This window comes from Marinobacter sp. E2, from assembly GCF_055755345.1.
Window position 1 is genome coordinate 3,702,035 of the sequence record NZ_CM146911.1, and the last position, 12,824, is coordinate 3,714,858.

10 protein-coding genes are annotated in these 12,824 nt (G+C 61.5%); 9 read left to right on the top strand and 1 reads right to left on the bottom strand.

Annotated elements, in window-relative coordinates; all coding sequences use genetic code 11:
• The first annotated feature begins 199 nt into the window (after nt 1-199).
• The 6 genes from AC0J1C_RS16880 to AC0J1C_RS16905 all read left to right on the top strand — a co-directional run bounded on the left by AC0J1C_RS16880 (nt 200) and on the right by AC0J1C_RS16905 (nt 8,442).
• Nucleotides 200-2,467, top strand: coding sequence for a bifunctional diguanylate cyclase/phosphodiesterase (locus AC0J1C_RS16880; protein ID WP_473044915.1), 2,268 nt, complete (start codon nt 200-202; stop codon nt 2,465-2,467).
• Between the two features lie 50 nt (nt 2,468-2,517).
• Nucleotides 2,518-2,832, top strand: coding sequence for a hypothetical protein (locus tag AC0J1C_RS16885; protein WP_473044916.1), 315 nt, complete (start codon nt 2,518-2,520; stop codon nt 2,830-2,832).
• 149 nt (nt 2,833-2,981) lie between these two features.
• Nucleotides 2,982-3,437, top strand: a complete 456-nt coding sequence (locus tag AC0J1C_RS16890; protein ID WP_473044917.1) for a MerR family transcriptional regulator — start codon at nt 2,982-2,984, stop codon at nt 3,435-3,437.
• Entirely contained in the window at nt 3,430-6,039 is a 2,610-nt protein-coding gene (locus AC0J1C_RS16895; protein ID WP_473044918.1) for a heavy metal translocating P-type ATPase, read from the top strand. The genes AC0J1C_RS16890 and AC0J1C_RS16895 overlap by 8 nt, the downstream gene beginning before the upstream one ends.
• Nucleotides 6,040-6,165: 126 nt before the next feature.
• Complete coding sequence (locus tag AC0J1C_RS16900; RefSeq protein ID WP_473044919.1) at nt 6,166-6,615, top strand: DUF411 domain-containing protein; 450 nt, start codon at nt 6,166-6,168, stop codon at nt 6,613-6,615.
• Between the two features lie 105 nt (nt 6,616-6,720).
• Nucleotides 6,721-8,442 carry a GGDEF domain-containing protein gene (locus AC0J1C_RS16905; protein ID WP_473044920.1) on the top strand — a complete coding sequence of 574 codons (1,722 nt, stop codon included), beginning with the start codon at nt 6,721-6,723 and terminating at the stop codon, nt 8,440-8,442.
• 48 nt (nt 8,443-8,490) lie between these two features.
• Here the strand turns inward: AC0J1C_RS16905 and AC0J1C_RS16910 are convergent, their stop codons facing one another.
• Nucleotides 8,491-9,666 (bottom strand): hypothetical protein, encoded by a 1,176-nt coding sequence (locus tag AC0J1C_RS16910; protein ID WP_473044921.1) that lies wholly within the window; start codon nt 9,664-9,666, stop codon nt 8,491-8,493.
• A gap of 129 nt (nt 9,667-9,795) precedes the next feature.
• Here AC0J1C_RS16910 and AC0J1C_RS16915 point away from each other — a divergent pair, with 129 nt between their 5' ends.
• From AC0J1C_RS16915 to AC0J1C_RS16925, 3 genes are all read left to right on the top strand, one after another.
• Nucleotides 9,796-10,470 (top strand): Fe2+-dependent dioxygenase, encoded by a 675-nt coding sequence (locus AC0J1C_RS16915; protein ID WP_473044922.1) that lies wholly within the window; start codon nt 9,796-9,798, stop codon nt 10,468-10,470.
• 84 nt (nt 10,471-10,554) lie between these two features.
• Nucleotides 10,555-12,540 carry a ribonuclease R family protein gene (locus AC0J1C_RS16920; protein ID WP_473044923.1) on the top strand — a complete coding sequence of 662 codons (1,986 nt, stop codon included), beginning with the start codon at nt 10,555-10,557 and terminating at the stop codon, nt 12,538-12,540.
• Nucleotides 12,541-12,613: 73 nt separating this feature from the next.
• On the top strand, nt 12,614-12,817 hold the full coding sequence (locus AC0J1C_RS16925; protein WP_375192568.1) for a hypothetical protein: 204 nt from the start codon (nt 12,614-12,616) through the stop codon (nt 12,815-12,817).
• The last annotated feature ends 7 nt before the right edge of the window (nt 12,818-12,824 follow it).

Below are 12,824 nucleotides of genomic sequence, written 5' to 3' on the forward strand. Positions count from 1 at the left end.
GATCTGGATCAGGAACTGCGTCACACTTTCGCAACTCTGCTGTAACCGCCCCTCAGGGTCTGACATAATCGACCCACGTAAGTAATTCCCGCATTTTCGTCCTACCAGCAACTGATGGCGGTAACCGATCAAAATGGTTCATTTTTCTGCTGGCGCCGGCAACGTGCCTGCACCACCGTACATGGCCACGGAGTAAACTGTGGATAAACCCGCATCGCCCCCCAAAGCTGTTGTGTCGGGCCTGCTGAGCCCGGTGTTTCCGGTGGTGATCTTTCTGGTTTTCCTGGGTCTGGCGACAGGCCTGCGCTACGGACTGGTACAACAGGACAAGGCCCAGATTGAAGCCAACCTGGCCAACGAAACCCGGGCCATGGCCAATCATCTGCAACGGGAGTTTCTGGTGCACGCCGAGGCCATTCGCCGCATGGCCAAGCGCTTCCAGAACGATCCGTCCATTACCCTCGAGACCTGGCGCCAGGATGCCCGGAACTACCTGGAGGATTTTGGCGTTTACCAGGCCATCGAGTGGATTGACCGGGATTACGTTATCCGGTGGCTGGAACCGGTGGCCGACAACCAGGACGTGATCGGCTATAACGTCGCCTTCAACGATGAGCGCCGCCGGGCGCTGGCCCTTGCCCAGAGCACCGGCAACTGGGATCTGTCCGGTATTATTGATCTTCGCCAGGGCGGCAAGGGCATGGTCATCTACGCTCCAATAGGCTCGGGTGCGGACAATAACGGCTTTATCGCCGGCGTGTTCCGGATGGAGATACTGGCCCGGCAACTGCTCACCGAGCGGGTGCTGGAATCGTTCCGGGTGGAGATTCGCGAAGCCGGCGAGCTGAGTTACCAGCTGAACAACGACCTGCCGGTCAGCGACACCTTCTCGCACTCGTTGCCGGTAGACCTGCCCACGTTGAACTGGACTCTGACCCTGAAGCCGGCCAAGACCTGGGTTGAGAACCAGTACAGCAACTGGCCAACGCTGACCTTCACGACCTTCCTGCTGATGGGCCTGCTGACCAGCCTGACTACCCTGCTGGTACAGCTGATCCTCAAGCGCAACCAGTCGCTGCTGAAAACCCGGCGGGAACTGGACCTGGAAATTGCCCAGCGCACCGCCATCCAGATCGATCTGGCCCGCCTGGAATCCACCGACACCCTCACCGGCCTGGCCAATCGTCGGTTCTTCATGGAAGACCTGGCGCACACCCTGAACATTGCTGATCGGCAAATGCGGCAGGTTGGCCTGATCATGCTCGACCTGGACCGCTTCCAGACGCTGAACGATTCCCTTGGCCACCAGTTCGGCGATGAGCTTCTGATCAAGGTCTCCGAACGACTCAACCGCCTGAGCAACGAACGGATCCTCGTCGCCTACTCGGGCGGCGACGAATTCATGGTGTGCCAGCAGCAGGTCGACGACCTCGACGATATCATTCACCTTCTTGGCCAGATCAAGCAGTGCTTCGACCAGCCCTTCGAGGTACAGGGCCAGGCCCACAGCATCACCGCGACCATGGGGGTGGCGGTGTATCCCCAGAGCGGCCTGGATTCGGACACCCTGCTGCGCAACGCCGACATTGCCCTGTATCGGGCCAAGGAACAGGGTCGGAACACCTACCAGTTCTACACCGAGGGCATGCAGGAACGCGAGGTCATGCGACTGGAGCTGGACAAGGACCTCAGCCAGGCTCTCACCAACGACGAGTTCGTCCTGTTCTACCAGCCGCAACTGAACCTGGACACCGGCGAGATCCAGAGCGTGGAGGCGCTGATTCGTTGGCAGCACCCTCGACGGGGCCTGCTGCCCCCGGGTGAATTTATCCCGCTGGCCGAGGAGAGCGGCCGGATTACCGATATCGGTCGCTGGGTGGTGATGGCCGCCTGTCGGCAACTGGCAGACTGGAAAGGCACCGAGCAGGAAGGCCTGCGCATTGCCGTGAATCTCTCTGGCCGGGAACTGGACGATGAGGCCCTGGTGGATCACATCCGGGAAGCCCTTGAGGCGGAGAATGTCCCCGCCGAGCGCCTGGAATTCGAGCTCACCGAGGAAATTTTCATCCAGAACATCGAGCGCAACCGCAACCAGCTGTCGCGTCTGCAAAAACTGGGCGTGCACCTGGCCATTGACGATTTCGGGGTGGGTTATTCCTCGCTGGGTTACCTGCGGGATTTCCCCGTGGATGTGCTGAAGATCGACCGTTCGTTCATTACCGAGGTCACCGAGCGCCACGACGACGCCGTGATCACCCGGGCGGTTATCAATCTTGCTCACAATCTCGGCATCCAGGTGGTGGCTGAAGGTGTGGAAACCGAGGAACAGCTGGCGTTCCTGAAGCGGCACCGGTGCAACTTTGCCCAGGGTTACCTGATCAGCCGACCCATTCCGGCGCGGGATCTGGAGCAGGCGCTGGCGTCGGGCATACTGGTTGCGGGCCTGGCCGAGGGATCGAGTTTGTAATGGCGGCGATCCGACCCCAAGATACGGATAAACGGTTCGAGTGAGTGACTATGTCTGCCCAATATCTGACGCCGGAACAGAACGAGAAGCTTCGCCAGTGGGAGCGTTGGAACCGCAATTATTTCCTCTTTGCCTTCGTGGCGCTGACCGTCATCCTGGTGTTCAGCAGCCAGCTCGGGTTGTCCAGTGACGACAGCTGGGGCCCCCTGGGTGTGCTGATCGCAGCCCTGATTACACCGATCATCTTGCTGCAATTGAAGCTGGCCTGTCCCGCCTGTGGCCACAAGATTGGCTGGCAGGCCAAGCTGATGGCGCCGGACCAGTGCAAGACCTGCGGGACCTTCCTGCGCGCCAGGGGTCAGTAAACCTCCCTGCTTTTTCCTTTCAAAAACCTTTGACCTGTGAGTAGCTCACAGGTTTTAGTCTTACTCTATGGTTCTGGAGTTTGCCGTGCCGGGGCCGACTTCCATTCTTTGATTCCTGAAGCCATCGAGGATGGCTGGGTGAAAAGACGATGAAAGTAAAAGAGATTGCAGAAGCCGCAGGCGTGAATCCGGATACCGTTCGGTTCTACACCCGGGAGAAGCTGCTCAGCCCGACCCGGAATCCGGACAACAACTACCAGCAGTACGACACCGAGGATCTGCGCCGGCTACGTTTTGCTCGCAAGGCCCGGCAGCTGGGCTTTTCGCTGCCCGAGATCCGGGAGATTCTGGATCAGGCTGATGATCACAATTCGCCCTGCCCGATGGTGCGGGACGTCTTTCAGCAGCGTCTGGCGGAGGTTGAGCGGGAAATCCGGGAATTGCAGCAACTGCGTAAACGGATGACTTCAGCGCTGGCTGCCTGGCAGGACATGCCGGATGGCACGCCGGACGGCCACACCATTTGTCGCTTGATTGAACACTGGGACGATGCAGAGTCTTGCTGCCCGTCAGAAGACTACGAGGAGGTGACCTCGAATGAATGATGCACCTGTTATACAAACCGCTCTCAGTATTTCCGGGGCCTCTTGCCAGGGGTGCGCGAAGAAGATTCGCAACGCCCTGGAATCACTGACCGGCGATGCCGACCTGGTTGAGGTGGATCTGGCCAACCAGACGGTAGCGCTGCCGGAGGGCATTGATGCCACCGAGGCGGCCCGGATCGTGACCGAGACCGGTTACCCCGCACAGCCACTGGAAACAAATCCTGAACCTGCCAGTTGCTGTGCCGGCGGGGGGCAAAAAGACAAGGCGCATTCGCCTGCGAACGACACCCCCGAAGCCGATAGCGCCACCGGGGAAACGCCGGCTGCGGAACACGATCAGGTCCATCTGTCAGTCAGCGGGGCCACCTGCGCTTCCTGCGTGAATACCATCGAGAAGGCATTGCTGTCGGTCAAGGGCGTGCACCATGCCCATATGAACCTGGCGGACAATACCGCGACGGCCTCGGGCGACGCCGATCCGGCGGCTCTCGTTCAGGCGGTTGAAAGCGCCGGCTACGGGGCCCGCGTGATTGAGGACGAAGACGAGGCCGACGACCGGAAACAGGCCGAGGATCGCAAGCAATACCGGGTCCTGCTGGCCAAGATGGCCGTCAGCCTGACCCTCGGCGTGGGTCTGATGGTCTGGGGTATGGGCTTTGGCTCCATGATGGTTACCGGGGCCAACCAGGGCGCCTGGCTCGGCCTGGGCCTGCTGACTCTGGTGGTGATGGCGGCCACCGGTGGGCACTACTTCACCGGGGCCTGGAAGGCCTTCCGGCATCACAACGCGAATATGGACACCCTGATTGCCCTGGGTACCGGGACCGCCTGGCTTTATTCCATGGTGGTTGCCAGTGTGCCCGGCGCGCTACCGGAAATGGCCCGGCATGTCTATTTCGAGGCGTCCGCGATGATCATCGGCCTGATCAACCTGGGTCAGGCCCTGGAACTGCGGGCCAAGGGCAAGACCTCTGAGGCGGTGCGCCGGTTGCTGGACCTCCGGGCGAAAACGGCCCGGGTTATCCGCGACGGCGAAGAGCGGGATATTCCGGTGGAAGAGGTTCGCAAGGGCGATCACATCCGGGTACGTCCCGGAGAGAAACTGCCGGTGGATGGTGTGATCGCCGAAGGCTCGACCCGCATCGACGAGAGCATGCTGACCGGCGAGCCGATGCCCGTTAGCAAGGCAAGTGGCGACGAGGTGTCTGCCGGCACCATGAACACTCATGGTTCCATCGTGTACGAGGCTACGCGTGTAGGCAGCGAAACCGCACTGGCGCAGATCATCCGGCTGGTGAAGAAAGCCCAGGGCTCCAAGCCCGCCATCGGCCGGCTGGCCGACAAGATTTCCGCGGTGTTTGTGCCCACGGTCATGCTGATTGCTATTGTCTCGGCACTGGTCTGGTACAACGTGGGGCCGGAGCCTGCAATTGTGCACATGATGGTCGCCGCCACCACGGTACTGATCATTGCCTGCCCCTGCGCCCTGGGCCTGGCCACACCCATGTCTGTGATGGTCGGGGTTGGCAAGGCCGCCGAGTACGGTGCGCTGATCCGTCAGGGAGACGCCCTGCAAACGGCGGGCAAGCTGGATCTGGTGATTCTGGACAAGACCGGCACCATCACCGAAGGCCATCCCACCGTCACCCGCCTCTACAGCATAGACGGCGACGACCATCGACTGCTGGCCCTGGCCGCTGGACTGGAACAGCATTCCGAGCACCCGCTGGCCGAAGCCATCCTCGCGAAGGCTCGGGAACAGGGCGTTCGCCCGGACAGGGTCAGCGGCTTTGAGGCCCACAACGGCAAGGGTGTGGAAGGCCAGTTTGACGGCCAGCCCCTGCGACTGGGCAACCGCCGGTGGCTGGAGAGCCGGGGCATTGATCTTGGGGCGCTGGCCGATTCCGCGGACACCGTGGCCTCCGAAGCCGGTACGCCGCTGTTCCTGGCGCTGGGCACCCGCGCCCTCGGGGTGATCGGTGTCGCCGATGCCATCAAGCCCGATTCCAAGGACGCCATTCGCCGTCTGCACGATGCCGGGATCCGGGTGATGATGGTCACGGGGGACGTGGACGCCACCGCCCGCGCCATTGCCGCGAAGGCGGGTATCGACGATTACCGGGCCGAAGTGCTGCCCGAAGACAAGGCGGAAGTGGTGAGCGAAATGCGCGGCAAAGGCTACACCGTGGCCATGGTGGGCGATGGCATCAACGACGCCCCGGCCCTGGCCGCCGCCGATGTGGGTTTTGCCATCGGCACCGGCACGGATGTGGCCATCGAGAGCGCCGGCATCACGCTGATGCGTGGGTCACTGCACGGGGTGCCGGACGCCATCGAGATTTCCCGCGCTACCGTAAAGAACATTCACCAGAACCTGTTTGGTGCGTTCATATACAACACTATGGGTATTCCGGTGGCTGCCGGGCTGCTCTACCCTATCTGGGGAATACTGATGAGCCCGATTCTGGCCGGCGCCGCCATGTCCCTGTCCTCGGTGACGGTGGTGTCGAATGCCAACCGGCTGCGTCTGTTCCGGACCAGCCAACGGCCAACCCTGGATGCCCCCGGGCAGACAGCCACCCTGAAAGAGGAGCGGAACTGATGGAATCTCTACTGGTCAACGTCGGAGGACTGGCTCTGATGGCCGCCATCGTCTGGTGGTTCTGGCTGTCCGGCTCCGGCTCAACTGGCACCAACAACGATCAACACCACCACTGAGGTAACAGCGATGAAAAAACACACTCTGGCCCTGGGCCTGATGGCAGCTCTCGGATTCAGTACCTCTGCCCTGGCCGCCGGTACCGCCCAGAGCATTCACGTGTACAAGTCTCCCACCTGCGGCTGCTGCACCGACTGGGTCAAGCATCTGGAAGACAATGGCTTTGACGTGAAGGCCACCAACACCAACGACATGGGCAAAATCAAGGTGGATGCCGGCCTGCTGCCCGGTCTGGGCAGCTGCCACACGGCTTTCGTGGGTGATTACGTGATTGAAGGCCATGTGCCGGCACAGGACATCCGGCGACTGCTCAGTGAAGCACCGCAGGCCACCGGCCTCAGCGTGCCCGGCATGCCTGCCGGCTCCCCGGGCATGGAGATGGGTGACCGCAAGGACCACTACAAGGTGATCCTGTTCAACGACGCCGGGCAAACCCGGATTTTCTCCGAGCACAACTGAGCGGAGCAACCGGTCTCCCTGTCCGTTTTTTCTACACTCTGGCCAATCGGTGTTCTATCATGAACCCGACCCAGCAGATACGGAACGAACGGAGAGGGACCCTCGTTGAGCCTGAAAACCCGAATTCTCGGTCTGGCCGCCAGCCTGATCATCGTGGCATCGGTGGCTTCCTGGCTGGCCTACCGCGAATTGTCGGAAGACATCATTGAGCGCTGGGGCCAGCAGGTAGCGGAAATCCAGGTGCGCTACGACAGCGCCCGCCTGCTGCAATCGCTGGAGCGGGAAATCGGTCTTGCCAAACAGATGGCACGCTCATCGGCGCTGGTCGAGTGGGCGCAAAATCCCGACGACGCCTCCCTGAAGAACACCGCCATCCAGCAGATGGAAAGCTTTCGCGCCAGTTTCCGGGACAACAGCTACTTCGTCGCCCTGGTGGCCAACGGCCATTATTACTACAACAATGCCGCCAATGAATACGCGGGTGAGCAGTTCCGCTATGTCCTGGATCCGGAAAAACCCGACGACGCCTGGTTCTTCCAGCTGATTGAGGAAGGCCGGGATTTCCACCTGAACGTGAACCCCGACACCGAGCTAGGCGTAACCAAGCTCTGGATCGACGTCCTCATGCGGAACCAGGAAGGCACCATTGTCGGCATGGTGGGCACCGGCCTGAACCTCGACAGCTTCCTGCAGGACATCGTCGACATTGGTCAGGAAGGCATCACCACCCTGTTTGTCGATTACAACGGCGCCATCCAGCTCTACCGCGACCGCAATTACATCGATTTTGCCAGCATCATCAAGCCTGAAGGCCAGAAAAACACCGTCGACCTGCTGTTTGATGACCCTCAGGACAAGCAACAGATCCTGGGCATGCTCCAGCTGCTCAAGAAACGCAGTACCGAAGCGGGGCACGTAGAAAGCGGGTTTGTCACCGTGGACGGGCGCAAGCACCTGGCCGGGGTGGCCTTCCTGCCGGCCATCGGCTGGTTCGAGATTACCCTGCTGGATCTCAACACCCTGCTGCCCCAGAGCTATCTATGGCCATTGGTGGCGGTTTTTCTGGCCGCCCTGCTGGTCACCCTGGTGGTGTTTCACCTGATTATCCAATCCCGCATTCTCAAGCCGATCATGGGCCTTGAGCGAGCCGTGGAAAAGGTTCGCGAAGGCAGCTTTGACCTGCCACGGCTGGACAAACCTGACAATGAAATCGGCTGGCTGGCGGATCATTTTGAAAAAATGACACAAACACTGGGCCAGTCCACCCGGGAGCTGGAAGCCAAGGTGGCCCAACGCACCGAGGAGCTGAATCGCCTCGCCCGCATCGACCCGCTGACCGGCCTGAAGAACCGCCGGGGCCTCGACGAGATCCTGGATGAGGAAATCCAGAGGGCCCAGCGCCAGGGCACGGGCTTCGGTATCATCTGGCTGGATATTGACCACTTCAAGAGCGTGAACGATGAGCTGGGACACCAGGCGGGTGACCAGATCCTCTGCCGGGTGGCACTCTGGCTGAAGGCGGGCGTGCGGCCCTACGATCATCCGGGACGCTGGGGCGGCGATGAGTTCGTGGTGGTGCTGTCGCCCTGTGATCAAGACACGCTGACTCGTATTGCCCGTCGCATTCACGCGTCTGTGGAACAGGAAAGCCGGAAAACCGGAACCGCGGTGACCGTGAGCATCGGCGGTTATTTCTGCTCACCCGATGACACCATGGACGACATTCTGAGAAACGCCGACCGCGCACTTTACCGGGCCAAGGCCAACGGTCGCAATCAGGTCTGTATTGATGCTTCCGGGGATGCCAGGGCTGGCGCCGAAAGCTGAGGGTAGGGGCAGGAATGCCGGGGCCATAGGCCCCGGCCGTTCACCACCTCAGTAGAGGTACGGTGCCAGTGCCAGCTCCAGGCGAGCCTGGGCCGAATACAGGTTGGCAACCGACATGGCAGGCTGCTTCGGCGGCAGCGCTGTCGGCCAGGCCTTCTGCAACTCACTCAGGGCCTTTTCAGCATCGCGCCAGGCTTCCTTGTTCTGCTTTTTCAGCATCCCCTGGTTGTTCTTCAGGTAATCCTGGGCAGTCAGCACAAAGCCACGGCCATCCTGGTACTCATGCTCCGCTACAAAGCGCCCGTCTTCCAGCGCTTCGTCGTATTCCAGAACCGCTTGCTTGGTCAGCGACAGCACAACCTTGGAGACGCTGCCAGCACTCTGGCCATCCACCGACTTGATGGCTTTTTCGATGTCTACCCAGGCTGCCTGGAAGGTTTTGCTGGTGTCACCCCATTTCTCCACCTTGCCGGCGTTCTCTGCCAGCGCTTTCAGGTGCTTGCCAAGGGTGTTCTGGCCCCGGCTTTCCAGGCCGGCATCGGCCATCGGATACACTTCTGCCCAGGGGTGGGTCAGATGCGGACGGCCCTCGGCCACATTGCCGGCCTTGATCAGTTCCCGGGCCGCCATGAGATGGCCCTGCATCATGTGCAGCATGGCCACGTAGGCGCCGTCGGACTTGACGGAAGATATGGCGCTTCCGGCCTCACCGCCTTCGCCACCTTCTCCGCCTTCTCCGCCTTCTCCGCCTTCTCCGCCTTCGCCACCTTCACCGCCTTCGCCACCAGCCGCGAAGTAGCTGAACGCGGCACCGGCTTCACCACCATGGGCTTCACCGCCTTCGCCGCCGTGGTGTTCGCCACCTTCACCGCCGTGGGCAGACTTTTCGCCACCTTCGCCGCCATGGTTTTCGCCACCTTCACCACCGTGGGCAGACTTTTCACCGCCTTCACCGCCATGGTGTTCGCCACCCTCACCACCGTGGGCCGACTTTTCACCACCTTCGCCGCCGTGGTTCTCGCCACCCTCACCGCCGTGAGTGGACTTTTCACCACCTTCTCCACCGTGGTGCTCACCACCTTCACCGCCCTCGCCGCCGTGGGCACCGGAGGTCATCATTTCGTCGTGGTGCTCTCCACCGTGCTGGTCTGCCATCGCGCCGGAGCTGGCCAGCAGGGTCGCCATGCCGATGCCGGTCCAGAGTTTCAGCTTCTGGTTGTTCATCCTTCTCTCCTGAAAAAGCCCGCCACGCTCTTTCCATGACGGTATTATTGATGGTTCTGACATGGTCGTGCATGATGCTCTAAACTATATAGTGATTGCAAATTATTCCCATTAAGAACTGGAGACCCGATGATTCTCTGCATCAGCGACATCCTGAACCACGAACAACTGACCCGCGTCCGGGCAGCGCTGGACGACGGCCACTTTGAGGACGGTCGCAAAACCGCGGGCTGGCACGCCCGGCTGGTGAAGAACAACGAGCAAATGGCCATGGCCAGTGACACCGCCAGGGCGCTCCGGACGGAGGTGGAAAAAGCACTCACGAGCCACCCGCTGTTCCAGATGGCGGTGCGACCGGCGAAAATGACACCTCTGCTGTTCAGCCGCTATCGAGATGGCATGACCTACGGCAACCATGTGGATGATCCGGTCATGGGACGTGGCGACGGCCGGCTGCGCACCGACATCTCCTTTACCCTGTTCCTGGACGACCCCGACAGCTACGACGGCGGCGAACTGGTGACTGATACCACGGCCGGTGAGCAGTCCTACAAGTTGCCTGCCGGGGCGGCGGTAATTTATCCCTCCTCTACGCTGCACCGGGTGCAACCGGTCACTCGAGGCCAGCGCCGCGTGGCCATCGGCTGGATCCAGAGCACCATCCGCGATCCGGCCCAGCGGGAGGTGCTGTTCGACATCGATACCGCCCGCAGGCAGCTGTTCGAGCGGGAAGGCAAGACCGCGGAATTCGACCTGCTGACCAAATCCCTGGCCAACCTGCAGCGTTTCTGGGCTGAAATCTGAAGGCTGACACCGGGTATCTGACGCATGGCGCCATAACCGTTATACTCCGCCCCATCATTCATTTTTCCCAGCCAGGTTTACTCCATGCTCAATGCCGACGCCCTTAGCCAGTTGCGCCAGCTGAAATCCGATATCAAGGAAAACAAGGTGGTTTTTCCCGGCACCGTCAAAGCCACCAACGGGCGCTTCGGATTTGTGGCTCTGGACGAGGGGCGCGACGTGTTCCTGCCGCCAGAGGAAATGCAGAAGGTGTTGCCCGGGGACCGGGTCAATGTCACCGAGCATGAGGTGGAGAAAGGCAAAACCCAGGGCGTGGTGGATGAGCTGCTGGAGACCCGGCTGAACACCTTCGTTGGCCGCTACCTGGTCAAGGGCAAGGGCCACTTCGTGGTGCCCGAAACCCCGGGCATCAACCGCTGGATCTTCATTCCGCCCAAGGAACGGATGAATGCCCAGCAGGACGACTACATCTATTGCCAGATTCACCGGCATCCGATCAAGGACGGCAAAGGCCAGGCCCGGGTGCTGCGGGTGATCGGCAAGGCCGGCGAACCGGGCATCGAGCGCGCCTTTACCCTGGCCACCTTCGATCTGGCCGACACCTGGCCCGAGCCGGTCCGGAAACAGGCGGACGCCCTGACCGAAAGCGATCTGACCAGCCGCGAAGCCGGCCGCGAAGACCGTACCGACCGCCCCTATGTCACCATCGACAGCCCCGGCACCCAGGACATGGACGACGCCCTGCTGGCCGAACCCAACGCCACCGGCTGGACCCTGTCCATTGCTATCGCCGATCCGACCGCGGTGATCGAACCGGACAGCCCCGCCGAACAGGAGGCGTTTAACCGCGCCACCGCCATTTACTTTCCCGGCGAGCCCCTCCCAATGCTTCCGGACAGCCTCAGCACCCGGCTGTGTTCGCTGATGCCGGAGGTACGGCGCCTGGCACTGGTATGTGACCTCCAGGTCAACAACGACGGCAGCCTGGGCGACTACCGCTTTCATCAGGCGGTGATCCAGTCCAAGGGCAAGCTGAGCTACGAGCTGGTTTCCAATTTGATCGAAGGCCGTGAAGATGACGAGATCAAGGCCCTGCCGGAGCCGGTGGCCAATAGCCTGGACCAGTTGCACCAGGCCGCCACGGCGCTGCGCAAATGGCGGGCCGAACACGCCCTGCTCAGCGCCGACCGGCCGGAATTCCGGCTGCGCCTGGATGAGAACAAGCGCATTCGCCTGATCGAGCCGTCGGTTCAGAACGAGGCTCATCGCCTGGTGGAGGAGTGCATGGTGGCGGCCAACCGCTGTGCCGCCGATTTCCTGACGGGCCAGGCCTCGGGCCTGTTTATCCAGCACCCGGGTCTGCGGGACGACCGCGCCGACAACATCCGGGCGCTGCTGGAAGCACACGCGCCACACCTGGCCGGCGTGGATGCCCATCAGGCCGAGGGTTTCCGGACCCTGATGAAGGAGACCGAATCCCTGGAAGCCGAAGTGCCGGTGAAAGCCATCCTGTCCCGGCAGCTGGCCCGGGCGGAGCTGGGCTTTGAGCCCGCACCCCATCAGGGCATGGGACTGAGTGCCTACACCACCTTTACCTCACCGCTGCGCAAGTTCACGGACTTTTACGTGCACCGCCTGATCAAGGCCGCCCTGTGGGATACCCCCATGAAGCCACTGAATGCCGGCCAGTTGGAGCTGCTTCAGAACGCCCAGCTGCGGGCCCGGCAGGCGGCCAACAGTCTGGAGGCCTGGCTCAAGAGCGACTACGCGAAAACCCTGGGCGAGACGCCCATGGCCGGAGTAATCAGCCGTACCGTGCCGGCCGGCTTCTTTGTGCGCCTGGACGCCAACGGCCTGGAAGGCTTCGTCAGTTGCAAGGATCTGGAAGGCAAGTACAGCTTCGATCCGGTCACCCTGCGCCTTATCCACAACAAGAACGGCCGGATTTTCCAGCTGGAGCAACCGGTAACCGTGACCTTTACCGGCGTGGACGAGGAGCGTCGACAGATCAATTTCAAACTGGTGGAAGCCCCGGAAACCGGCGTATCGGAAGGCTCGGACAACGGTTGAAAAACCACCCGGGCAGGCGCATCGTAAACCTTGAGACGTGATTGAGCACATTGTCCGCTGAGGGAGGTGCGCCATGCCCATCAGTCCTGATGAATTTCTGAGGAAGTACGGCTTCGACAAGGACGAGGAAGAGCGGGACCACAGCCTGCGCCATAACGCCATGGAGCACGCCAGGCACCTGCGCCGGCCCCACGCCGGAACTCCCCACGACTGGGAAGAGTGGGAGCGCTACAAGCGTGAGCACCCGGATGAGGTGGAGGACGATGCCGACCGCTGAATCCGTT